The organism is Janthinobacterium glycogeni (genome assembly GCF_051380725.1).
Taxonomy (GTDB): domain Bacteria; phylum Pseudomonadota; class Gammaproteobacteria; order Burkholderiales; family Burkholderiaceae_D; genus Janthinobacterium.
This window is the reverse complement of sequence record NZ_JBNYXP010000002.1, coordinates 1-23,320: the sequence shown is the minus strand read 5'-3', so window position 1 is coordinate 23,320 and position 23,320 is coordinate 1. Positions and strand designations below refer to the sequence as shown.

The window sequence follows — 23,320 nt, the reverse complement described above, 5'->3', positions numbered from 1 at the left end:
TAAAAACAAGCAGGAGACAAAATGAAAAACGGGATGAAAAAGAGCACCATGCAGTTGAACAAGATCGCTGCCGTATTGTTGCTGGTCGCACCAGGCTGCGTGCTGGCCGAATCGAGCGTCGTCGTGTACGGTCGCATCCACGCGGGCTTCGACCGTATCGAAACGTCGAGCTCGGCCACGGCGCCGAATGGCGAATCGGTATCGCGCGTATCGGACAATTCCTCGAAGATCGGCTTCCGTGGACGTGAAGACTTGGGCAATGGCAACACGGCCTTCTTCCAGATTGAGGGCAACGCCAAGCTCGACGATGGCACGGGCGCCATCAATAGCAAGGATACCTTTGTCGGGCTGGAAAACCCCGCCTACGGCCGCATCGCGCTGGGCCGCTTCGCCACGCCGATCCGCCAGATCAACGGCTACACCAACCGTTTCGTGGGCGAAGGTATCCAGGATGACGCCAACATTTCGCAGCTGGGCGGCGAAGGCTTCAACCGCCGCAGTTCGAACGCCGTCAGCTATCGCACGCCCGTGGTGCAGGGATTCAGCGCCACGATTTACCGCGCCAGCGAAAACGAGGCATCGAACGGCGACCGCATCTATTCGGGCATCGTGCAATACGTGAACGGACCGATCAAGGGCGCCATCGGCTATGAAAAGCACAAGGACTTGCGTCCCGGCTTCAGCGAAAAGATGTTCCGTGCCGTGGGCAATTACAACTTCGGCGGCGGCGACGTGGGCGTGGCCTGGAACCGCATGGTGTATGACGTGGCCGGCGGCGACTTGCAGCGCGACTACTTCACCATCACGGGCGCTTACAAGGCGGGCGGCGGTTCCTTCATCGGCCGTTTCGGCGTGGCAGGCGATGTGTCCGGCAGCGCGCCCAACGGCAGCAGCGTGACCATCAAGGCCACCACCCTGGTGCGCGGCGACGACAGCGGCGCCAAGCAGGCGACCCTGGGCTACGAGTATTACTTGTCCAAGCGCAGCACCGTGTACGCCTACTACACGCAAACGAATAACGACAAGAACGCCAACTACACGTTTGGCGGCAATGCCTTCGCCGCCACCAAGAAGGGTGCCAAGCTCAGCGGCGTAATGCTGGGCGTCATCCACCTGTTTTAACCTTTTCAGCCCGGATTTGCACACGTGTGCATTTTCGGGCAGCGTACTACCGACTATCAAGGAGATGGAAATGATTCAAGTGGCATTGTTCGGCGCCGGGCGCATCGGCCGCATTCACGCCGGCAATCTGGTGCGCCAGCCTGGCGTGCGCCTGAAATACGTGGTCGACGTGCATGCGGGCGCGGCGGCGGAAGTGGCGGCCCTGCATGGCGCCAGCGTCGCCAGCGTGGAGACCGTGCTGGCCGACCCGGCAGTCAAGGCCGTGCTGATCGCGTCGAGCACGGATACGCATGCGGACCTGATCGTGCGCGCGGCCGCCGCCGGCAAGGCCATCTTTTGCGAGAAACCCGTCGACCTGACCTTGGAACGCGCGCGCGCCGCCGCCGCCGCCGTCAAGGACGCGGGCGTGCTGTGCATGATCGGCTTCCAGCGCCGCTACGACCCCACGTTTGCCGCCGTCAGGCAGCGCATCGCAGCGGGTGAGATCGGCACGCCGGAGATGCTCATCGTCACCAGCCGCGACCCGGGCCCGCCGCCCGTCAGCTACATCCAGGTGTCGGGCGGCATCTTCAAGGATATGCTGATCCACGATTTCGACATCTTCCGCTGGATACTCGACGATGAAGCCGTCAGCGTGCATGCGACCGGCAGCTGCCTCGTCGATCCGGCCATCGGCGCGGCGGGCGACCTCGATTGCACTGCCGTCACTATCCGCACGGCAAAGGGCCGCTTGTGCCAGATCAATACCACGCGCCGCGCCGCCTACGGCTACGACCAGCGCTTCGAAGTGCTGGGCAGCGCCGGCATGCTGCAGGCGGGCAACCACAAGCCGACGGAAGTGACGGCGTATGGTGCCGTCAACGTCAGCGTGGACCGTCCGGAAGATTTTTTCCTGGAACGCTACCGCGCCGCCTACGCCAGCGAGATGGCGCACTTTTTCGACGCCTTTGCCCATGGCGCACCGCTGCGCACCACCGTCCACGATGGCTTGAAGGCGCTGGAACTGGCCGAAGCGGCCACCGTGTCGTGGCGCGAGCAGCGCATCGTGCAACTGTCATAAGGAAACAATGCCATGAAGAATACGACTGAATTTGCCCAGGGCCGCGCGCTGGACGTGATCTGCCTGGGCCGCCTGGCGGTGGACCTGTACGCGCAGCAGATCGGCAGCACGCTGGAAGATGTCAGCAGTTTCGCCAAGTACCTGGGCGGCTCGTCGGCGAATATCGCCTTCGGCACGGCCCGGCTCGGCTTGAAATCGGCCATGCTGTCGAAGGTGGGCGACGACCACATGGGCCGTTTCCTCACCGACACCTTGGCGAAAGAGGGCTGCGACGTCAGCCGTGTCGGCATCGACCGCGAGCGGCTCACCGCCCTGGTGATGCTGGGCATCAAGGATAAAGACACCTTCCCGCTGATTTTTTACCGTGAAAATTGCGCCGACATGGCCATCGACGCATCGTCGGTGGATGCGGCTTTCATTGCGTCGAGCAAGGCGCTGTTAATCACCGGCACGCATTTCTCCACGGCCGCCATGCACGCCGTCAGCACGCAGGCCTTGCAGCTGGCCCGCGCCAACAACGTGCGCACCGTGCTCGACATCGATTACCGGCCCGTGCTGTGGGGCTTGTCGGGCAAGGCCGATGGCGAAACGCGTTTCGTCTCGAACGACGGCGTGACGCAACATCTGCAAAGCATCCTGCCGCAGTTCGACCTGATCGTCGGCACGGAAGAAGAATTCATGATCGCCGGCGGCGGCGCCGATATCATGGCGTCTCTGCGCGCCGTGCGGGCCGCCACCCTGGCCACCCTGGTCGTCAAGCGCGGGCCGCTGGGCAGCGCCGTCATCGACAATGTGGTGCCGGCCAGCCTTGACGATGCATATAACTACCGTGGCGTGCGCGTGGAAGTGCTCAACGTGCTGGGCGCGGGCGACGCGTTTCTCTCGGGTTTCCTGAAAGGCTGGTTGCGCGGCGAGGATTACGAGGCCTGCTGCCGCTACGCGAATGGCTGCGGCGCCCTCGTCGTGTCGCGCCACGGCTGCGCGCCGGCCATGCCGTCGCCCGTCGAGCTCGACTATTTCCTGGCCAACGCGACCAAACTGACCCGTCCTGACCAGGATGCGACCCTGGCGCGTCTGCACCGCACGACGGTGGCGCGCAAGCAATGGAACGAATTGTGCGTGTTTGCTTTCGATCACCGCACGCAATTCTTTGAACTGGCCCAGCAGGGAGCCAGCGATGAAGCGCGGATTGCAAAGCTCAAGCAACTGTTCGTGCAAGCCGTGGGCCAGACGGAAGCGGCGCGCGGCTTGCAGGGCGGCACGGGAGTGCTGATCGATGACCGCTATGGCGTCGACGCGCTCAACGATGCGACGGGACGCGGCTGGTGGATCGGCCGCCCCGTCGAGATGCCGGGCTCGAACCCGCTGCAGTTCGACTGGGGCCGTTCGCTGGCGTCGCGCCTGACGCAGTGGCCCAAGGAACATGTGATCAAGTGTCTGGTGCAGCTGCATCCGGACGACGCCGTGGAAAACCGATTGGAACAGGAAGCGCAGATCAAGGGCTTGTACGACGCGGCGCAGATCACGGGCCATGAATTGCTGCTGGAAATTATTCCTGCCAAGTCGCTGCCGCAGCACGACGACACCGTGTATCGCGCGGTGAAACGCCTGTACAACCTGGGCATTTATCCGGAATGGTGGAAACTGGAAAGTATGTCGGCCCAGCAATGGCAAGCGATCGATGCCCTGGTGCACGAGCGCGATCCGTATTGCCGGGGTGTCGTCTTGCTGGGCTTGAACGCGCCGATCGCCGCCCTGGCCGACAGTTTTGAACAGGCCAGTGCCAGCAGCACCTGCCGCGGCTTCATGGTGGGACGCACCATCTTCCAGGAACCGAGCCGCCGCTGGCTGGCCGGAGAGCTCGACGATGCGGGCCTGATCGCCGCCGTGCGCGCCAACTTCGAGCAGTTGATTTCCCTGTGGCAGCGCACGCGCAACCGCCTGGAGCGTGCAGCATGAGCGCCACCACCATCCGCTTGACCATGGCCCAGGCTTTAGTCCGCTACCTGGCCGCCTTGCGCACGGAGGACGGCGATGGTTCCCTGGTCCCGCTGTTCGGCGGCGCCTTCGCCATCTTTGGCCACGGCAACGTGGCGGGCATGGGCGAGGCGCTGTACCAGTACCGCGAATCCTTTCCCACCTACCGCGCGCACAACGAGCAGGCGATGGCGCATTCGGCCATTGCCTATGCGAAAGCCCACATGCGCCGGCGCATGCTGGCCGTCACCAGTTCCATCGGCCCCGGCGCCACCAACCTGCTCACGGCCGCCGCGCTGGCGCACGTGAATCGCTTGCCCGTGCTCTTGTTGCCCGGCGACGTCTTCGTCTCCCGCGCGCCGGACCCGGTCTTGCAGCAGCTGGAAGATGGCACGGACGGCAGCGTGTCCGTCAACGATGCCTTCAAGCCGCTGTCGCGCTATTTCGACCGCATCGTGTATCCGGAACAGTTGCTGACCGCCTTGCCGCGGGCGATTGCCGCCTTGACGGACCCGGCCGCCTGCGGCCCCGTCACCTTGTCCCTGCCGCAAGACGTGCAGACGATGGCGTATGACTATCCGGAAGAATTCTTTACGCCGCGCATCGTGCGTTTCCGCGCCGTGCCGCCCGTCGAGCAGGAGCTGGAAGAGGCGGCCGCCTTGCTGAACAACGCGAAGCAGCCGCTGATCGTCGCCGGCGGCGGCGTGCTGTACGGCCAGGCCGGCGCCGCCCTGCAGGCGTTTGCCGAACGCCACGGCATTCCCGTGGCGGAAACCCAGGCCGGCAAGAGCAGCTTGCCGTGGGACCATCCATTGCAGCTGGGCGCCATCGGCGTCACCGGTTCGCCCGCCGCCAACGCGCTGGCGGCGCAGGCCGACGTGGTGCTGGCCGTCGGCACGCGCCTGCAGGATTTCACGACGGGCTCGAACTCGCTGTTTGCGCAGGCGCAGCTGCTCAGCCTGAACGTCAACGTTTTCGATGCGCTGAAACGCCGCGGCCTGGGCCTGCAGGCGGACGCGACACTCGGCTTGCAGGGCCTGTCGCGCCTGCTGGGTAGCTGGAACAGCGCGGGCCAGTGGCTGGACCGCGCGCAGCAGGAGGCGAATGCCTGGCGCGCCACCGTGGCATCCATTACCGGCAAGCGCGACGTCGCCGGCTTGCCGTACGACGGCGAAGTCATCGGCGCCGTGCAGCGTTCCGCTCCCGATTCCACCAGCCGCGACATCGTCGTCTGCGCGGCGGGCACCTTGCCGGCCGAACTGCACAAGTTGTGGCGCACGGAAACGCCGGGCGGCTATCACATGGAATACGGCTATTCGTGCATGGGTTATGAAATCGCCGGCGGCCTCGGCGTCAAGATGGCGAAACCGGAAGCGGAAGTCATCGTCATGGTGGGCGACGGCAGCTATCTGATGATGAATTCGGAAATCGCCACCTCCGTCATGCTGGACAAAAAACTCATTATCGTGGTGCTCGACAACCGCGGCTACGGCTGCATCAACCGATTGCAGCAGGCCTGCGGCAATGCCTCGTTCAACAATATGCTGCCTGACAGCGCACCCGCCATCGACTTCGCCCTGCATGCGCGGTCGCTGGGCGCGCTGTCCGAACACGTGGCCAACATCGCCGAGCTGGAACAGGCCATGCTGCGCGCCCGCGCCGCCGCGCGTACCTATCTGATCTGCATCGATACGGACGACACGCGCACGACCGAGGAGGGCGGTTGCTGGTGGGAAGTGGCCGTGCCCGAGGTTTCCACGCAAGCCGGCGTGCAAGCTGCCCGTGCCCGTTATGAAAACGATCGCCTGAAACAAAGGAATTGAAATGACTACCTGGAATGTGAAGATCGGCATCAACCCGATCTCGTGGATGAACGACGATTTGCCGAGCCTGGGCGGCGAGACGCCCCTGGAAACGGCCCTGAAGGAAGGCGCCGAGATCGGCTATGTGGGTTTTGAGCTGGGCAACAAGTTTCCGAAAGACGCCCCGTCCCTGAATGCCGTGCTGGGCAAATACAATCTTGCCTGCGTCTCCGGCTGGTATTCGGGCCGGCTGGCCCATCGCTCCGTCGAGGAAGAGATCGCCTCCGTCGGCCCGCACTTGCGCCTGCTGGCCGACAGCGGCGCCACCGTTATGGTGTATGGCGAAGTGGCCGACGCCATTCAGGGCGAAGCGCGTCCCTTGTATAAACGCCCGCGTTTCCAGTCGCAGCAGCAATGGCAGGACTACGCCGACAAGCTGACGGCGTTTGCCAAGCACTTGCTCGCCCACGGCGTGCGCCTGGCCTATCACCACCACATGGGCGCCTACGTGGAAACGCCGGCGGACGTGGACCAATTGATGGCCCTGACGGGACCGGAAGTGGGCTTGCTGTTCGACACGGGCCACATCACCTTTGCCGGCGGCGACGCGCTAGCGGTCTTGAACAAGCACATCGACCGGATTTGCCACGTGCATTGCAAGGACGTGCGTCCCAACGTGGTGAAACTGGCGAGAAATGGCCACTGGAGTTTCCTGCAAGCGGTGATCAATGGCGCCTTCAGTGTGCCCGGCGACGGCAGCATCGACTTTCCGGCCATTTTGACGCGGCTGTATCTGCACGGCTACGAAGGCTGGCTGGTGGTGGAGGCGGAGCAGGACCCGGCCGTCGCCCCCAGCTATCAGTATGCGAAGATGGGCCACGATTACCTGGCGCGCCTGGTCGACGCGATTCCCCGCCTTGGCCGGGAGGCGGCATGAGCCCGCTGCTGGTCAAAGCGCAGAATGAAGGCGGCAAGATCGTCGAGGTGACGCCCGAATCCGCCGGCTGGACGCACGTGGGCTTTGCCGCGTACAGGTTGCAAGCGGGCGAACACATCAGCCTGGAGACGGGCAGCCGCGAACTGTGCCTCGTCGTGCTGACGGGCACGGTGACGGTGCAGGCCGGTGAACAGACCTGGGAAGCCATCGGCAATCGCCAGAGCGTATTTGACGACGTCTCGCCGTATGCCGTGTATGTGCCGCTGGAAACGACGGTGAGCATCACGGCCGTGAACGCCGCCGAGGTCGCCCTGTGCAGCGCGCCGGCCACGACGCACCGTCCGGCGCGCCTGATCGAGCCATCGTCCATGACGCGCTCCGTGCGCGGCAAGGGCGCCAATACGCGCTATGTGTGCGACATCCTGCCGCAGACGGCCGAGGCGGACGGCTTGCTGGTGGTCGAGGTGGTGACGCCGTCGGGCCACTCGTCCAGTTATCCGCCGCATAAACACGACAGCGACAATATTCCAACCGAGAGTTCGCTGGAGGAAACGTATTACCACCGCCTTAATCCCGCGCAGGGCTTTGCCTTTCAACGGGTCTACACGGACGACCGTTCCCTCGACGAGGCCATGGCCGTGGAAAACCACGACGTGGTGATGGTGCCGCGCGGCTACCACCCCGTCACCGTGCCATATGGCTACGACGGCTATTACCTGAACGTGATGGCCGGCCCGCAACGCGTGTGGCACTTTAAAAACGACCCGGCCCATGACTGGCTGATGACGAAATAACCAAGGACAAGATAATGACGACCCCGACAATCGGCCACTTTATTGGTGGCAACCCCATGGCTTCGCGCACCGAGCGCACGAGCGACGTTTTCAATCCCGCCACGGGAGCGATCACGGCGCAGGTGGCGCTGGCGACGCCTTCCGAGCTGAACGCGGCCGTGGCCGCCGCCCACGCGGCCTTTCCCGCCTGGTCGCAGACGTCGCCGCTGCGTCGCGCCAGGGTCATGTTCAAATTTAAAGAGTTGCTGGAGCAAAACGCCGACAAGCTGGCCGCGCTGATCACAAGCGAGCACGGCAAGGTGTTCACGGATGCCAAGGGCGAAGTGACGCGCGGCATCGAAGTGGTGGAATTTGCCTGCGGCATCCCGCAGATGATGAAGGGAGAATACTCGGAACAGGTGGCCGGCGGCATCGACGCCTGGTCGATCCGCCAGGCACTGGGCGTCTGTGTCGGCATCACGCCATTTAACTTTCCCGTGATGGTGCCGATGTGGATGTTCCCGATGGCGATTGCCTGCGGCAACACGTTTGTATTAAAACCGTCGGAGCGCGACCCGTCGGCCAGCCTGCTGCTGGCGCAGCTGCTGACGGACGCGGGCTTGCCGGACGGCGTCTTCAACGTGCTGCAGGGAGACAAGGAAGCCGTGGACGGCTTGCTGCACCACCCGGACGTGCGCGCCGTCAGCTTTGTCGGTTCCACGCCGATCGCCGAATATATTTATGCGACCGGCTGCGCCCAGGGCAAGCGGGTGCAGGCCCTGGGGGGCGCGAAAAACCACATGGTCGTCATGCCGGACGCGGACATTGCGCAGACGGTGGACGCCCTGATGGGCGCCGCGTTCGGTTCGGCCGGCGAGCGCTGCATGGCCATTTCCGTCGTGGTGGCGGTGGGCAACGTGGCCGACCAATTGGTCGAAGCCTTGGTGCCGCGCATCGCGGCCTTAAAGATCACGCAGGGCATGGATCTGTCGGCCGAGATGGGGCCGGTGGTCACGCAGGTGCACAAGGACAAGATCGCCGGCTACATCGCCAAGGGCGTGGAAGAGGGGGCGAAACTCATCAGCGATGGGCGCGGTTTCGTCCTGCCCGGCCATGAGCATGGCTTTTTCCTCGGCGGCAGCCTGTTCGACCACGTCACGCCGGAGATGACGATCTACAAGGAGGAAATCTTCGGCCCAGTCCTCTGTATCGTGCGCGTGCCCGATTTCACGGCGGCGCTGGACCTGGTCAATGCGCATGAATACGGCAACGGCACGGCCATCTACACGCGCGACGGCAATACGGCGCGCGAATACACGCACCGCGTGCAAGTGGGCATGGTGGGCGTCAACGTGCCGATCCCCGTGCCGATGGCCTTCCACAGCTTCGGCGGCTGGAAGCGCAGCCTGTTCGGCGACCACCATGCGCACGGTCCGGAATCGGTGCGTTTTTACACGAAGCAGAAGGCGGTGACGCAGCGCTGGCCGGCCTCGACGGCGGCCGGCGCCGAGTTTGCCATGCCGACCCTGAAGTAATTCCGCTGTAAAACGCTGGCGGCGCGCAGCATCAGCGCGTCAGCGCGCCGCCACGTGTCCGTAGCAGGTTTTCAGTTTCGCATAGTCGTAAAAGACGCTGCCCGGCGCGATGCGGGCGCCGTCGCAGCTGGCCTGGAAGTCGGTTTCCTTTTCGTTGTACAGCAGGCGTACGATCAGCTGGCCTGCGTCGTTGCGGTATACATCCCACTGCATGTTGGCCGCCAGCGGCGAGACGCTCTGGCCGCACCATGGATTGTTTTCATAACTGTAGCCGGCCGATGCCGGCAAGGGGGCCAGCGCCTGTTTCAAACCCATGGCCGAGGCGAGCGGGATGATCAACTCGGCGTGCGTGAAGCGCAGCTTGGCCGCGTGGCGCAAATCGCCCCTGGCCAGCGCATCGACCTCATTGAAAAAATCCTCGCGCAAGGCCAGCGCAAAACGCCACGTCACGCCGCTGCTTTCCGTGGTGGCCGGTCCTTTCTGGTAAAAATCCTCGTGGTCGGCCACATACGCGTAGTAGCGCGCATCCTCGGCGGGCATGTAGCGGCTGAAATCGGCCGGCACTTCATGCCGCATGCCGGCGGCGATCGCATACAACTCATACAGTTTTGTCGCGGCGGCATTCAAGCTGCGGATGACGGTCTTGCCGCTGCCCGTGATGGTGCGTGTGAGCTTGCCGTCGGCGCTGCTGAAGGTGTAGCTGCCTGTGTCCGCATAGCTGGCGCGGCCGCCTTCAAACTGGTCGAGGAAGGCGGGCGCGAACAGCCGTTCGAGCACGTGGCGCGCATGCGCGGCCGCTTCCGGCTGCCGCGCTGGTGCATCCATCAGCGCATGCAGCTGCTTGGTTCTTTCATAGTACTGGTAGGCCTGGCTGGCGGCATAGGTGGCGTAATGCGGGTTGGCCGGATCGGTGACGCGGTCCGTCTGCGGCGCCAGCTTGTGCGCATACAGCAGGAAGCGGTTCACGCCATCGGGCTGCAATATCGGCTGTACCGCGGCCTTGCGTCCTTGCGGGTAGGGTGCCGGCGCGGGCGGCAGGTAGAGCAAGGGCGCCAGCGCGGGCGCGTGCTCGAGCAGCGATTGCGTGAAGAAGCGCGAACTGTCGCGCGCGCGGTCCACGCCCGAGTTGATGGTGACGAGCTGGCGCGGTGCCGTCGCGGCGTCCTGCCGCACTTGCGCGAACAGGGCGGGCAGGCGCGCCAGCATGCGCGCGGCCAGCTGCCGGTGTTCGTCGATGCCCGTCTGCGACAGATTGCCGTAGCCGGGCCGCTCGATGCCGGCCACGCCATAACCGAGCAAGGCATTGGCCTTCATCAGGACCAGGATGTCGGGACCGAGTTCGCGTCCCAGGGGCGTGAGCGCATCCTGGGCGGCCGCTTGCTGCCACATCACATACAGGGCCGCATCGTTTTTCATGCTGGTGAGCCCCCGCGAGCCGTGGCGCGCCACCAGTTGCGTGAAGATGGGCTGGAAGCCGTCCGGCGGCGCGGCATAGGTGGCCGGGTCCTGTTGCGGTGCATACGGCGTCTTGGTCTGGTAATAGCCTTCGGCGGCCAGCGTGGGACCAGCGCAGATGGCGATGGCCAGGGCCAGCGGGATGCTGGCCAGGGGAAGCGATGGAGGCATGGGAGTCCGTGACGTGATTAGTTCCTAGGCGCAAGCCTAGCATCAAACGCCAAACTGGCGGGCACGGCTGGGAGCCGGCCCGCCTGCACTCCGTGATTACTGCGCCACGTGGCCGTAGCAGGTCTTCAGCTTCGCATACACATAGAAATGGCTGCCGGCGGCAAAGCGGGCGCCGTCGCAGGCGGCCTGAAAGTCCGTTTCCTTTTCGTTGTACAGCATCTTCACCAGCACATTGCCGCTGGCGTCGCGGTACACGTCCCACTGCATGTTGGCCGCCATCGGCGCCACGTACAGGCCGCGCCAGCTGCTGTTGTCATAGCTGTAGGTCTGCGCCGCCGGCAGCGTGCCGACGACGGTCTTCAATCCCATGGCCGTGGCCAGCGGGATGATGGCTTCGGCATGCGTGAAGCGCAGCTTGGCGCCGTGCGACAGGTCCCCGCGCGCGATGGCGTCCACTTCCGTGAAGAAGTCCTCGCGCAGCGCGCGCACGTAGTTCCAGGTGACGCCGGCGCTTTCCGTGGTGCCAGGACCCTTGTTGTAGAAGTCCTGGTAATCCTGCACGAAGGCCTGGTATTTGGCCGCGTCCGACGGCATGTATTGCACGAAGTCGGCTTTGACCTCGCTTGTCATGCCGGCCATGATGGCGTACAGGTTGTACAGCACGGAAGCGGCATCGGCCAGGCCCTTGATGGTGGTCTTGCCGTCGCCCGTGACGGTGTTGGTGAACTTGCCGTCGTCGCTGGTGAAGCTGTAGGTGCCCGTATTGGCGAAGCTGTAGGTACCGTTGTCGATCTTGTCCACAAACGCCTTGGTAAACAGGCGTTCGAGCACTTCGCGGCCCAGGGTGCGCGCCGTGGCATCCGTGTCGATGGCCGTGTATTTGGCCAGGAAGTCGGGGCTTTCCAGGTAGGCCTGGTAGGCCTGGCTGTCCTGGTAGGTCTGGTAGTAGCGATCGAGGGTATCGGTGACGAGGTCCGTCTTCGGCACCAGTTTGTGCGCATACAGCAGGAAGCGGTCGGTGCCGGCCGGCTGCACCACGGGCTTGCCGGCCGGGTAGCCGGCGGGCGCGGGCGGCAGGGTGATCAGCGGCGCGACGTTTGGTGCCGTGGCGGCCAGCGACTGCGCGAAATACGCGGCGCTGTCCTTGGCGCGGTCCACGCCGGAACTGACGGTGACGATCTGGCGCGGCGCGCTGGCGGCATTGCTACCCAGTTGCGTGAACAGGGCGGGCAGGCGCGCCAACATGCGCACGGCCAGCTGCTTGTGTTCATTGATGCCCGTCTGCGACAGATTGCCGTAGCCGGGCGCCGTGATGCCGTCCACGCCGTAGCCGAGCAGCGCGTTGGCCTTCATCAGTTTCAAAATGTCGGCGCCCAGCTTTTGCCCCAGCGGCGTGAGCGCATCGTCGGCGGCGGCCCTTTGCCAGACGTTGTAGAAGGCGGCGTCGTACTTCATGCTCGACAGGCCGCGCGAGCCGTGGCGCGCCACCAGTTCGGTGAACACGGGCGCGTAGCCGGCCGGCGCGGCTTCATACGTGGCCGCCTCCTGCTGCGGCGTGTACGGTGTCTTGGTCTGGTAGTAGGTGGCGGGCGGCGGCGTCACCGGCGGCGTGACAGGGGGCGTTGGCGGCGGCGTTGTCTCGCCGCCGCCACAGGCGGCCAGGGAGAGCATCAGGATGGAAAGGGGAAGATGGCGTGCGTGCAGCATGGCGTTTCCTTTGGACGTGAGTTGCCCGGGCGCGCCGCGCAGGACGGCGCACCCAGGGTAGACAGGCAGGAGGGAGGCGTTACAGCTTGAGGGCCTTGGCCAGGCTGTTGGCGCGCGCATCGCGCTCGCTCAATGGCGCCAGGCCATGGCGTTCCTCGATGAACTTCAGGATCGACACGGTTTCATACTCGGTATGGTCGATATGCCCGCCTTCGCTGAACGGCGAGATGACGAGGGCGGGGATGCGCGTGGCCGGGCCGAAGCGGTCGCCTTTGGGCGGCGCCACATGGTCCCAGAAGCCGCCGTTTTCATCGGTGGTGACGATGATGACGGTGTCCTTCCATTGCGGGCCTTCCATGATGGCGCTGATGATGGCCACGCCCTCGTCGTCGCCGGCCGCCACGCTCGATTTATCCATCCCCGGATGCATGTTCTTCTTGCCCATCGGCTTGTAGAACGAGACGGGCGGCAGCTTGCCCGCCTGGACGTCGGCGATCATGTCGGAGCGGTCCTTCAGGTGCGTGGCGCGCTGCTGCGGGCTGTCGATGAAGCGCTTGAAGTAGGTGAACGGCTGGTGGTGATACGAGAAGTCATCGGCCTTCTTGCCCGACTTGGTCGAGGCGACGGCGATGTCGTAGCCGTCCGCATAATAGACCCACGAGATGCCCTTGTCCGTCAGGCGGTCGCCGATGGTGGGCATGGTTTGCGGCGGCAAAAAGGTCTGTTTCTTGGTCGGATCGAACAGCAGCGGGCCTTGCATGGTGTTGACGGCGTAGCCGTCCTGCGTCACCTCCGCTTCCTCGCCCTTCTTGTGCCCCGTGCCCCGCTCATCCTGGGCGACGATGGACTTGGGGGCGTTCGGGAACACGGGCGTGCAGGCGCAGGTCAGCCACATGTGGTTGAGGAAGGAGCCGCCGTAGGCGGACTGGAAGAAGCGGTCGGCCAGGGTGTAGCGCTGCGCCAGCGCCCACAGTTTGAGCTTGCTGCCATCGAAATAGCCCATGGGCAGGGCGCCCGTATTGCCCTCGACGACGAAGCGGTCGTTCTTGCCGTCGTTGATCTGGCGCTTGTGCGTCCAGAACGCGTGCACGGGACTGGCCGTCTTGTCGCCCAGCGAGACGCTCGGCTCCATGCGGAAGGGCGCGTTGGCGATGTCTCCCTTGAAGCGCTGGTCCAGGCCGCCCTTGTCGAGCGCCACGGCGGGCAGCATCGCATAGGGTTTGCCGTCGGGGCCAATCTGCGTGGTGGTGTCGGGAGAGCGGCCATTGGCGATGCCGTCGGCGCCGGGGAAGGTGCCGAACAGATGGTCGAAACTGCGGTTTTCCATGTACACGACGACGATCTGACCGATCTTCGCCAGCTTCGGATCGGCGGCGGCACTGGCAGCGGCATTGTGCTGCGTGCCGGCGGGGGTGGTGCAGGCGGCCAGGCCGATGGCCCCGGCGCCGAGCAGGGCGATTCTTAGAACGTGGTTCAACATAACAGTCTCCTTGATGGCGCCTCCGTGGACGGGGCGCTTTTTTTAGTGGTGTGGCCAGAACAGGCTTTTTGAAGAAATTGCACACGTGTGCAGTACACGTGTGCAAACAGTAACCCGGATTTTTTTCGATGTCAACAAGTACAGGCGGGGGATGAAAAAGTGTGGAAAACGGGGAACGGCGGGCGGTGCGGGGCGGTGGCGGGCAGGCAGACGGCGTCGCGCCATCTGCCGTATCGAAGCGCTTAGCGCGTCGTGCCGCGCCGCACCAGGGTGACGGGGACTTCCTTCAGGCGGCCCGGCATGGCAAATTTTTCCATGCGTTCGACCAGGCTCTTGACGGCGCGGCGCGCCAGTTCGCCCGCATCCTGGCGGATGGTGGTCAGCTGGTAGGCGTCGAGCGCCGCCATGGGGATATCGTCGAAGCCGATCACCTGCAATTGCGTCGGCACGTCGATGCCGTACTTGCTGCGCGCCGCATCGATGAAGCCGCAGGCGATCAGGTCAGTGGCGCAAAAGACGCCGTCGGGCAGCTTGCCCGAGGCGAGCAGGGCGTCGGCCGCTTCCTGGCCCGCCTGGTAGCCGATGGCGTCGGCCAGGTATTCGCCGGCCGTGCAGCGCTTTTTCGCCACGGCCGGCGCCAGGTGGTCGAGGAAGGCCTTGCCGCGCGCGATGCCGCTGAAACTGCTGGCGCGCGTATTGATGAAGGCCAGCCGTTTGGCGCCGCTGTCGAGCAGGGTGCTGGCCGCCAGTTCGCCGCCATGGCGGTTGTCGCTGTTGACCACGTCCACGCCCTTCAGGTCGCGCGCGCGGTTGATCATGGCCACCGGCACTTGCCGCTGCAGGTATTCCGTGGCGACGGCGGACGGCGGCGAGCCGGACGTCATGATGACGCCGGAAATCTTGTAGCTGAGGAGGATGCGCAGCAATTCGCTGAGGCGTTCGGGATCTTCCGCATTCATCAGCAGCGGCACCAGCGCATGTTCGCTCAGGCTGCGCGTGACTTCCCCCAGCAGGGCAACGCGGAACGGGTCCGTGAAGCCCGTGATGACGACGCCCACCAGGTTGCTTTGTCCTTGGTTCATGCTGCGCGCCAGGATGTTGACCTGGTAGCCCAGCGACTGCGCCGCTTCCATCACGCGGGCCCGCGTTTCGGGCGCCACGCTGGCGCCGGGCGTGAACGTGCGCGAGACGGCGGAGCGGGAGACGCCGGCCCGTTTGGCGACGTCCACCGAAGTGACCCAGGACTTGTCTTTTTGTTCCATTGACGGTGTAGATGAATGAGAGGCCGATGCACGATGCGGTGCGGCGCAATGCCGCGCCATCATCTTAGCCGAAAATCCCGGCCGCGGCGCGAACTGAATGCCGGTCGTCACGTCAGTCACGCGGCGCGGCCATCGCGCCGGCCCTCAGCCTCCCGGTCGTCCTACCATTTCGGCGTGTACTTCAGGGTGAACTGCACGTTGCGCGGATCGCCATAGTAGTTATTCGAACCGGTGGTGTTGTAGGACGGGATGATGTAGCGCTTGTCGAAAACGTTGTTGACGTTCAGCGACAGGGCCACTTGCGGCGTGGCTTGCCAGCCCAGGCGTGCATTCCAGATCGAGAAGCCGGCAACCTTGAAGGTGCGCTCGGTGTCGACCGTATGGCTTTGCAGGTTGGCGCCGGCGCCCACGCTGAACTTGTCCCACGCGCCTGGCAGGGTATAGCTCGACCAAAGGCGCAGCATGTGCTTCGGCGTCCAGGTGGAAAAGACCTGGCCCTTGTTGTCCGGATCGTCGAGATAGGTCGTCGTCGTGTAGGCGTAGCCGGCCGACAGCTGCAGGCCGCGCGCCACTTCGCCCGATACTTCCGCTTCCAGGCCCTGGCTGCGCACCTTGCCCGAGGCGCGCGAGCAGTACCAGCCGTCGCAGGCGAAACCGGCGGCGTAATCGGTGACGGCGCGGTCCTTGTGGTCATAGCGGAAGACGGCCAGCGAGGTGTTGACCTTGCCGTCCAGCAGTTCGCCCTTGATGCCGCCCTCGTAGCTGCTGCCCGTGATGGGCTTGAGGGTGCGGCCGGCCACATCGTGGTTCGTCTGTGGCTGGAACACGTCCGCATAGCTGGCGTAGGCCGACCATTGCGGCGTCAGTGCGTAGATCAGGCCCACCGACGGCGTGAACTTGGCCGTGGTGCGGGTGGCGTCGCGGTAGCCGTCCGGCGTGGCATACAGGAAGTCGTACCAGTTGAAGCGCCCGCCCAGCAGGGCTTTCAGATTGCTCGTCAGCTGGCCGTTCCAGGTGGCGTACAGGCCTTTCTGGCGCATGTCGTAGGTGCTGTAGCTGGTCACACCCGTTGGGCGCGCGGCGATGGTGTCGAAATCCTGCCATGGCCGATTGTGCTTGATATGGAAGATATCGGCGCCCGTTTCCCACGCGCGCGCATAGCGGTCGTTTGACGTCATGCTGACATAGCTGGCGCCGACGACGACTTCCTGCGCGATGCCCAGGCCGTCGAATTTGCCGCGCACGAAGGCATCGATGCCGCGCTTGCGGTTGTCGAAATCGGTGGAAAAGTCGCCATAGCGCGCGCCGCTGCCGTCGGGATTGATGGCGAAAGCCGTGCGCTGGTGCGTCGAGCTGGTACTTTCATTCATGCCCAGCGCCGACGCTTTCAGGCTCCATTGCGTATTGAAGTGGTGTTCCAGGTCCAGGTAGAAGGTGCTCTGTTCCACCAGGCTGCGGTTCCAGTCGGCACCTGTGAAGGTGGAGCGCGGCAGAGGCAGTTCGCTGCCGTCCGCGTAGCGGGGCAGGCCGATGAAGGTGGGGCGGCCGTATGCTTTCACATGGCTGGCGGCCAGCCCGACCGTGGTGGCGGGCGCCAGGTCGTAGTCGAGCGCCGCGTACAGGGTGCGGTTCTTGCTCCACACCTGGTCGATGAAGGAGTGGCTGTCGTCTTCATCGACGATGGCGCGTCCGCGCAGGGTGCCTTCCGCGTTCAGGGGGCTGCTGATGTCGACCTGGGCGCCGTAGTGGTCCCAGGAGCCGGCGCGCCCCGTCAGCGTGATCGCGCGCGTGGCCAGCGGACGCTTGCGCACCAGGTTGACGGAGCCGCCGGGGCTGCCCGTGCCGACGAGCATGCTGGAAGCGCCGCGCAGCACTTCCAGGCGGTCGTAGATGACCATGTTTTCCTGACCCCAGTTACCCAGCGCATAGGTGTTGCGGTCGATCGGCACGCCATCGTACTGCCATTGGTCGATCTGGAAGCCGCGCGCCGTGATCACCACGCCCGGGCCCACGCCATGCACGCCCACCACGCCGGTGACGTTGTTGACGGCTTCGCGCAAGTCCGTGATGCCCTGGTCGTCCAGGCGCTGGCGCGTCAGCACGCTCACCGATTGGGGGATCTCCTTCATCGCTTGCTCGCCCTTGCCGATGGTGATTCTGCGCGCCGTGTAGGAGCCGCTGCCTTCCGTGGTGGCGCCTTGCTCGGCCTGGCCGACGATGGTAATCGAAGGCATGGTGCGCTCGGCCGCCGAAGCGGCGCTGGCCGCCGCCGTGGGTGCGGATGCCGGCGCGGCCACCAGCACATAACCGGTGGCCGTCTTGCCGATGGCGTAGCCGCTGCCGCGCAGCAGCGCGGCGAAACCGTCGTCGATGGCGTAGCTGCCCTGCAGGCCGGCCGTCTGCAGCCCCTGCACCTTGGCCGAGTCGATGACGATGGACACGCCCGCCTGCTGCGCATAGCGGTTCAGGGCGCCGGCCAGCGGACCGGCGGGAATGGCGTAGCTGACGGCGGCAGGGCTGGTCTGCGCCTGGGCGACGGCCTGGGCGTGCATGCCGGCGCCGGCCAGCAGCATGGCCGCCAGGGCCAGCGGGCGCAGACGCGTGCGCAGGATGTTCGGGGAGGAAACGGCAACAACTGGAGCGGACATGGTGACAGCCTTTTTTTGATTGATCTCAGCTGCCTTGACGCACGAGATGCGCCAACACGAACCTGCGCGGGCATTTATTTTTTTGCGGCGCCGCTGGCGGGGGCGTCCACCATCACCAGGTAGCGCGTCAGCATGCGGATGCGCAGCTGCGGGAAATTGTCGATCAACAGCTGCAGCGCCTTGTCCGTGTCGTCCAGCGGCAGCACGGCCGCCACGCGGATGCCGGCGATCTGCGCGCGGTCGTAATGCAGCTGGCCGGGACGGTGGCGCGCCAGCTCGTCGAGCACCTCGGCCAATGGCTGGTCGTCGACCACCAGCTGGTGCGCGCGCCACGCTTCCTGCACGCTGGCCGCGTCGATGGCCGTGACTGGTTCCACGCCGTCGCCCGTGATGCGCGTGCGCTGGCCTGCCTGCACCACGACGGCCGGATGCTTCGGCACCTGCGCCAGCACCTTGGACTCCAGCATGCTCAGGATGGTGGCGTCGCCATCCCTGCGCACGGTAAAGCGCGTGCCCAGCGCGCGGATCGCCGCCTGTTTGCTGTCGACGATGAAGGGGCGCTGCGCATCCTTGGCCACGTCGACGAGGATGTCGCCACGCACCAGTTCCACGTGCCGTTCGCCCGCGCTGAAATGCACATTGACGGCGCTGTGGCCGGCCAGGGTGATCCGGCTGCCGTCGGCCAGGGTGTGCGTGCGCCATTGTCCCGTGGGGCTGCGCAGGTCGGCCAGCAGGTAGGCGGGGCGCTCGCCGAGGGCCAGCGCCCCGGTCAGCACCAGCACGGCCACGGCGCTGGCGGCGGCCAGCTGGCGCAGACGCCGGCGGGGACGGTCGGGGGCGATGGCGGCCAGGGCGGCGCGCGCCGGGCGATGGTCGCCGCCGGCCGGCTCGCGCACGGCGTGCAATTGACGCAGCAAGTTTTCCATGCCGGCGGCCAGCGTCGCGTGCAGCGGGTCGGCCGCCTTCCATGCGGCGAAGCCGGAGCGTGCCTGTTCGCGCTCGGCCGGGTCGTCGGCGCTCAGGCGCACGATCCAGTGCGCGGCCTGCTCGGCCGCCACGTCGGGGCGGGCGGTCTTCATGCCGCCAGGGCCGGACAGGCGTGGCGGCAGGCCAGCAAGGCTTGCACCAGGTATTTTTGCACCATGCGCGTGGAGACGTTCAGGTGCGCGGCGACGGCGGCCTGCGGCTGCTCTTCCAGGTAGTGCAGTAAAAAGGCGTCGCGCGCCTTGCTGGACAATCCATCCAGCGCCGTGGCGATCTGTCCGAGCGCCTGCACGGCCATCAGGATCTCGTCCGGCGAGGGCGCGCCAGGCAGGCTGTCGGCCAGCAGGGCCAGTTCCGCCAGGTAGCTGCGCTCGAGTATCTGGCGGCGCGCGCGGTCGAGCAGCAAGCGCTTCGCCGTCGTCGACAGGTAGGCGCGCGGTTCGCGCATGCCGAACAGGGCGTCGCGCGAGGCGATGATGCGCACGAACGTGTCTTGCGCCACGTCGGCCGCGCCATGCGGGCAGCTGAGTTTTTTGCGCAACCAGCCAAGCAGCCAGCCGTGATGTTCGCTGTAGAGCGACTGCACTTGCTGTTGCAGGCTGGGCTGGATGGCGGACATGGTTGATGAATAATATGAATGAGAATTATTCTCATTGTAAGCGCCAGTGGCCGTTTGTCACAATCCCCGATTGCATGCGAGTGGCGCAGGTGTTGTGCGCAGGCCGCATGCGCGGCGATGCCGGAAATGAAAAAACCCGCCGCTGCACGGGGCAGTGGCGGGTTTTTCGATGCTGCTAATTTGGGCTAAATGAAATTGAAATTTTCAGGAGCGGGCATAGATGCTAAATTAGCTCAACCAGAGTTGTCCTGCTACCTAATTTGTTGAATTAGATGTACTTCTGACGTATTTCATCATCAACCCCATTTTATATAATTGTCCAACACGCCACCAACCACCAAAACCAGGTCGATCTTCGAACATGCGAATTGCCTTCATTCGCTGAAGTGACTCTCTAACCGATTTTTCAGTAAATCCAGTTTTTTCAGTTAATTCGGTGACAATCACGTCACGAAGGAATGGTGTACTTAAGCCAGCAAATGCTGTAATAAATTTTGAGACCTTTGTTGCATCGTCATCCTCATCATTATTTTCGACGGAATATTCAAGAGATAGCAAATGAGCTAATTCCTGTTTGGTCTCCTCGATAAATTCATTAGAAGCATCATCATAAGCTCGATTCAATAATGCGGAAGTAATTCTTCCATCAGCATCTAATGGCGAATCGGATTCGGAAGCTAATTTGTCAAGTTTTTGTAAAAAAGATAAATACAATCGAGGATAGAACGTACCCTTGTTTGTGTCATCGCCTCCTGCATCCGAGAAATATAACCGTAAAAAAGTGGCTGTAGAAAGATTGTTCCGGCGCAAACGAGTTGGGAATACTCGAAGCATTAATTCCGTTGCCTGCTGCTCATCAAACCCGCTGCGTTCAATTTCTTTTTTTGCGCTAATAATTTCCTCGCAAACTTTTTTGAAATTATTTCCGATCCAGCTTAACAGTGGAAGGCGCGAAAGAGCGAAATTTAAAATTGAAGTCGCACTCCATTTAAGTCGAATATTCCGGCCTTCGAGTTGTTGCTCAATATTTTGCACTGAGTCTGCCGCAAGGTCCTCGCGGATAAATGACCTGATCATCAGTTTACTTGCCATTGATGGATCATTTTGTATTGTGCCAAGCATATCGAACAAAGCAATAACGAAATCTTTTATATTTGAAGCTGGAACTAAAGTTTCCAAGCCGTCCACTAATAATACTAACGGTTCTTTTAGCTCTAAAATTAGATCTTTAATCTTTATTTTGCTGGCTAATTCAGTTACTAATGTTTCGTTGTCAATGTGATATTTTATGCGTGATTCCATTTGGAAGTCACCTACCCCGACACTTTCGATTCGGATGCGCAGTAACGACCACCAAAATGTAGGAGCATCATAATTGCAGCGCTCCAACCACGAATTGGCTTCTATAGATTTACTTCTCAGTCCGATGGTACTAGTCTCGTCGTTTGCAACTAGCAGCGGATATCCAAGTCTGCGATTTGCCATTTCTTTAAGTAGACGAGTTTTTCCGGTTCCCTTGCGACCTAAAATATATGAATATGAATTTCCTGGTACAAACAATCTATCCAGTTCTGGAATGTGGATAAATTGACCTGAGTCCTTTGCGCCTGATAGAGATGAAATTGCCGGTTCTATACGTTGCGAAATTTCAACTGGAGTCGTTATCTTTCGCCCTAATGGAAGGTCTAACGCTTCACGTAATAGCCGCAAAGAATTAATGTTGTCATTTTGTAGCTTCGAAACGTCAGGAAGGGAAGATGCTAACATCGCTCGATCCAAGTACCAATCTATCCAATTGAGAGCAAGATCATTCGTCGTTATATGGTTACCCTCTTGAGGGATTCCAGTTGCTATACTTTCTGTTTCTTCTATAACATCTGCGAGTTCGTACAGCAAAGCCTCACGAGTTCGAGCCTCAGTTGCCGATAGTTCAGCAGACGCAGACTTATTTGGGTCAAGCGAAAAACTCACGAATGCACCAGGAACGGATGATGTTTCAGCGAATATAGATCGAACTACTTTTTTAAGCTCTGAAGGAATGGAGGAAATATTCATATCCGTCCGAGCAAAAATCACTGCTGATCCTGCAAGTGTGTGAATAAGCGGGAGTACTGAGGACGCTACCCCTGTCCTATGATCTACCAAAACTATATCGTAGGGATTATTTGGTTCGGAAAGATATTTATTTAATAGTGAGCCGGCGCGTTCGAATATGCGTATATCAATTGGAGCGGTGGATACGAGCAAAGCAAAGTCGAGATCAGAAATTTCGTTTCGTGGTCGACAAGCAATGAGATCAATCTGACCTCCAAGTCGTCCGGTATAAACGCCAGCTAGAGGCTCAAGATTATCCGACCAACCACATAGCCCCATTAGTGTATTGGAAAATTTACTAGGAGCTACGTCAAATAGTAAATCTAAAGAAGGCGCTTCTAGGTCAGCGTCTAGTAGAAGAACGCGATGCCCATCGTCAGCAAGATTCTTCGCTAGCAATGCCAATACTGATGAGCGACCCTGCCCACCCTTATAGCCATAAAAGTGAAGAATTTTGGTTCTGGTTTTCACGTCCTCTCGGCGTTTTGTTTTTTTATTTAGAAATGCAGAAATCCAGCTACTTTTACTTGCTCGATCTACCCATGGTTTTTTTTCAATCCAAGCTGATTGAGATATGGGATTAATGGTTAGTGGCATGTATCCCATAGAGTCTCTTAATAATGTGGGCTCTATGTTAGATACTTCATTGTTAACAATATCTTGGAGTAAGTCTATATCGCTGTCAGATCCATTGAACATATCGTTGACTACGTCGATGTGAAGTGTCGGTGAAACGAAGTGTGCATGGATAGAAAAATCATTGCCAGTATTGTTATTTTTTTTTGCGACCAGATCTAATGTTTCAAGAATTTCCGAAATTGATTTCATATTTTTACACCTATTATCTTTCCAATACTTTTTAATATGGAACGAGTATTTTTACAGGTATCGAGAAGCTCAATCAGCCTCAAGGCCGATGTTTCTGCAGTTCCATTCCAGTCACCCTCACATCTGCAATACCGTAAGAATGGATAACTTCTATGTGGAACTGGCTGTGGTTGACCATCCTTACTCTGACAGGTAACAGCTTTCAACGAATTGCTTAGCTGAGTCGCCAGCCCTATTAGCTGAACTTGGACTCCTTGTTTTGCAACTGCCTTTTCAGATTCAGATGCCTTTATCAACATCCCCGGGATATCGTGTCCATTTTCGCCTGCATATTTTGCATCCTTTAAAGCGAGTTCTATGCTAATTAATAAGAGATATGACTCAACTAAATCTGACCGCAAGCCATTGGAGAAATATTTTATATTGTTCGTAAATGTCATATCCGCAAAATTCAAATATTGTGAACACGTATTATTGTGTATTGCTTCTTGGTCTGTTACGACGATCATACAGGAATCACGTATGATGTCCATATGCAACGCATTTGAGTCAGAAAATTGCATTGAACCGCCGATCATCGGTAGTGTGTCAGTGGTCAATGTGCTAGCTTGCATCGGTTTACTGCACGTTTTGAAGCTTTCTGCGCGCCGCTCCGGCTTTATGGGGCGGAAGTTGTCAAAAAACTTGCTTACTGCGACGAACACATCTTTAAGGTGGCACCCCGAATTCCGTTGAGTAAGTCGATACTAAGAGCGCCTAACAAAACGTCGTCCAGAGAAACAAACGGCCCCGAAGTTGGTCAAACCCACCTGACATTGTTTTCGGGAGGCGCGCCATGGCCAACGCCCTTCTTCCTGACGACCTGT

The 23,320-nt window shown here is 61.5% G+C and carries 16 protein-coding genes; 7 read left to right on the top strand and 9 right to left on the bottom strand.

Annotation, left to right across the window (positions count from 1 at the left end; genetic code table 11):
- The first annotated feature begins 21 nt into the window (after positions 1-21).
- The 7 genes from ACQ4W4_RS05635 (at position 22) to ACQ4W4_RS05605 (ending at position 9,206) form a co-directional block, all read left to right on the top strand.
- The gene (locus tag ACQ4W4_RS05635; protein WP_436541146.1) at positions 22-1,122 is read left to right on the top strand and encodes a porin; all 1,101 of its coding nucleotides are present in this window, start codon (positions 22-24) and stop codon (positions 1,120-1,122) included.
- Between the two features lie 70 nt (positions 1,123-1,192).
- Positions 1,193-2,182: an inositol 2-dehydrogenase gene (gene iolG / locus ACQ4W4_RS05630; protein ID WP_436541145.1), complete on the top strand. Its 990-nt coding sequence runs from the start codon at positions 1,193-1,195 to the stop codon at positions 2,180-2,182.
- Positions 2,183-2,194: 12 nt separating this feature from the next.
- A complete protein-coding gene (locus ACQ4W4_RS05625; protein ID WP_436541144.1) occupies positions 2,195-4,141 on the top strand; it encodes a bifunctional 5-dehydro-2-deoxygluconokinase/5-dehydro-2-deoxyphosphogluconate aldolase in 1,947 nt (648 codons plus the stop codon).
- Positions 4,138-5,982 (top strand): 3D-(3,5/4)-trihydroxycyclohexane-1,2-dione acylhydrolase (decyclizing), encoded by a 1,845-nt coding sequence (iolD, locus tag ACQ4W4_RS05620; protein ID WP_436541143.1) that lies wholly within the window; start codon positions 4,138-4,140, stop codon positions 5,980-5,982. Before ACQ4W4_RS05625 ends, iolD begins: the two co-directional genes overlap by 4 nt.
- Before the next feature lies 1 nt (position 5,983).
- Positions 5,984-6,898 carry a myo-inosose-2 dehydratase gene (iolE, locus tag ACQ4W4_RS05615; protein WP_436541142.1) on the top strand — a complete coding sequence of 305 codons (915 nt, stop codon included), beginning with the start codon at positions 5,984-5,986 and terminating at the stop codon, positions 6,896-6,898.
- Positions 6,895-7,692, top strand: a complete 798-nt coding sequence (gene iolB / locus ACQ4W4_RS05610; RefSeq protein ID WP_436541141.1) for a 5-deoxy-glucuronate isomerase — start codon at positions 6,895-6,897, stop codon at positions 7,690-7,692. The genes iolE and iolB overlap by 4 nt, the downstream gene beginning before the upstream one ends.
- 14 nt (positions 7,693-7,706) lie before the next feature.
- On the top strand, positions 7,707-9,206 hold the full coding sequence (locus tag ACQ4W4_RS05605; protein WP_436541140.1) for a CoA-acylating methylmalonate-semialdehyde dehydrogenase: 1,500 nt from the start codon (positions 7,707-7,709) through the stop codon (positions 9,204-9,206).
- A 39-nt stretch (positions 9,207-9,245) separates the two neighbouring features.
- Here the strand turns inward: ACQ4W4_RS05605 and ACQ4W4_RS05600 are convergent, their stop codons facing one another.
- The 9 genes from ACQ4W4_RS05600 to ACQ4W4_RS05560 form a co-directional block, all read right to left on the bottom strand.
- Positions 9,246-10,832, bottom strand: coding sequence for a histidine-type phosphatase (locus tag ACQ4W4_RS05600; RefSeq protein ID WP_436541139.1), 1,587 nt, complete (start codon positions 10,830-10,832; stop codon positions 9,246-9,248).
- A gap of 96 nt (positions 10,833-10,928) precedes the next feature.
- Entirely contained in the window at positions 10,929-12,539 is a 1,611-nt protein-coding gene (locus ACQ4W4_RS05595) for a histidine-type phosphatase (RefSeq protein ID WP_436541138.1), read from the bottom strand.
- A gap of 79 nt (positions 12,540-12,618) precedes the next feature.
- Positions 12,619-14,019 carry an alkaline phosphatase family protein gene (locus ACQ4W4_RS05590; protein ID WP_436541137.1) on the bottom strand — a complete coding sequence of 467 codons (1,401 nt, stop codon included), beginning with the start codon at positions 14,017-14,019 and terminating at the stop codon, positions 12,619-12,621.
- Positions 14,020-14,261: 242 nt separating this feature from the next.
- Positions 14,262-15,281 carry a LacI family DNA-binding transcriptional regulator gene (locus ACQ4W4_RS05585; protein WP_436541136.1) on the bottom strand — a complete coding sequence of 340 codons (1,020 nt, stop codon included), beginning with the start codon at positions 15,279-15,281 and terminating at the stop codon, positions 14,262-14,264.
- 161 nt (positions 15,282-15,442) lie between these two features.
- Positions 15,443-17,929: a TonB-dependent siderophore receptor gene (locus ACQ4W4_RS05580; RefSeq protein ID WP_436541135.1), complete on the bottom strand. Its 2,487-nt coding sequence runs from the start codon at positions 17,927-17,929 to the stop codon at positions 15,443-15,445.
- Positions 17,930-18,003: 74 nt separating this feature from the next.
- Complete coding sequence (locus tag ACQ4W4_RS05575) at positions 18,004-19,008, bottom strand: FecR family protein (protein WP_436541134.1); 1,005 nt, start codon at positions 19,006-19,008, stop codon at positions 18,004-18,006.
- Positions 19,005-19,532 carry a sigma-70 family RNA polymerase sigma factor gene (locus ACQ4W4_RS05570; RefSeq protein WP_436541133.1) on the bottom strand — a complete coding sequence of 176 codons (528 nt, stop codon included), beginning with the start codon at positions 19,530-19,532 and terminating at the stop codon, positions 19,005-19,007. Before ACQ4W4_RS05570 ends, ACQ4W4_RS05575 begins: the two co-directional genes overlap by 4 nt.
- Before the next feature lie 255 nt (positions 19,533-19,787).
- Positions 19,788-22,454 carry a hypothetical protein gene (locus ACQ4W4_RS05565; RefSeq protein WP_436541132.1) on the bottom strand — a complete coding sequence of 889 codons (2,667 nt, stop codon included), beginning with the start codon at positions 22,452-22,454 and terminating at the stop codon, positions 19,788-19,790.
- The gene (locus ACQ4W4_RS05560) at positions 22,451-23,068 is read right to left on the bottom strand and encodes a hypothetical protein (protein ID WP_436541131.1); all 618 of its coding nucleotides are present in this window, start codon (positions 23,066-23,068) and stop codon (positions 22,451-22,453) included. The genes ACQ4W4_RS05565 and ACQ4W4_RS05560 overlap by 4 nt, the downstream gene beginning before the upstream one ends.
- Positions 23,069-23,320 lie beyond the last annotated feature (252 nt).

Coding starts and splice junctions, on each gene's coding strand:
- ACQ4W4_RS05625 (WP_436541144.1), top strand. CDS start 2,195: ATGAAGAATACGACTGAATTTGCCCAGGGCCGCGCGCTGGACGTGATC.
- ACQ4W4_RS05595 (WP_436541138.1), bottom strand. CDS start 12,539: ATGCTGCACGCACGCCATCTTCCCCTTTCCATCCTGATGCTCTCCCTG.
- ACQ4W4_RS05605 (WP_436541140.1), top strand. CDS start 7,707: ATGACGACCCCGACAATCGGCCACTTTATTGGTGGCAACCCCATGGCT.
- iolG (WP_436541145.1), top strand. CDS start 1,193: ATGATTCAAGTGGCATTGTTCGGCGCCGGGCGCATCGGCCGCATTCAC.
- iolE (WP_436541142.1), top strand. CDS start 5,984: ATGACTACCTGGAATGTGAAGATCGGCATCAACCCGATCTCGTGGATG.
- ACQ4W4_RS05575 (WP_436541134.1), bottom strand. CDS start 19,008: ATGAAGACCGCCCGCCCCGACGTGGCGGCCGAGCAGGCCGCGCACTGG.
- ACQ4W4_RS05580 (WP_436541135.1), bottom strand. CDS start 17,929: ATGTCCGCTCCAGTTGTTGCCGTTTCCTCCCCGAACATCCTGCGCACG.
- iolB (WP_436541141.1), top strand. CDS start 6,895: ATGAGCCCGCTGCTGGTCAAAGCGCAGAATGAAGGCGGCAAGATCGTC.
- ACQ4W4_RS05590 (WP_436541137.1), bottom strand. CDS start 14,019: ATGTTGAACCACGTTCTAAGAATCGCCCTGCTCGGCGCCGGGGCCATC.
- ACQ4W4_RS05570 (WP_436541133.1), bottom strand. CDS start 19,532: ATGTCCGCCATCCAGCCCAGCCTGCAACAGCAAGTGCAGTCGCTCTAC.
- ACQ4W4_RS05565 (WP_436541132.1), bottom strand. CDS start 22,454: ATGAAATCAATTTCGGAAATTCTTGAAACATTAGATCTGGTCGCAAAA.
- ACQ4W4_RS05560 (WP_436541131.1), bottom strand. CDS start 23,068: ATGCAAGCTAGCACATTGACCACTGACACACTACCGATGATCGGCGGT.
- iolD (WP_436541143.1), top strand. CDS start 4,138: ATGAGCGCCACCACCATCCGCTTGACCATGGCCCAGGCTTTAGTCCGC.
- ACQ4W4_RS05600 (WP_436541139.1), bottom strand. CDS start 10,832: ATGCCTCCATCGCTTCCCCTGGCCAGCATCCCGCTGGCCCTGGCCATC.
- ACQ4W4_RS05635 (WP_436541146.1), top strand. CDS start 22: ATGAAAAACGGGATGAAAAAGAGCACCATGCAGTTGAACAAGATCGCT.
- ACQ4W4_RS05585 (WP_436541136.1), bottom strand. CDS start 15,281: ATGGAACAAAAAGACAAGTCCTGGGTCACTTCGGTGGACGTCGCCAAA.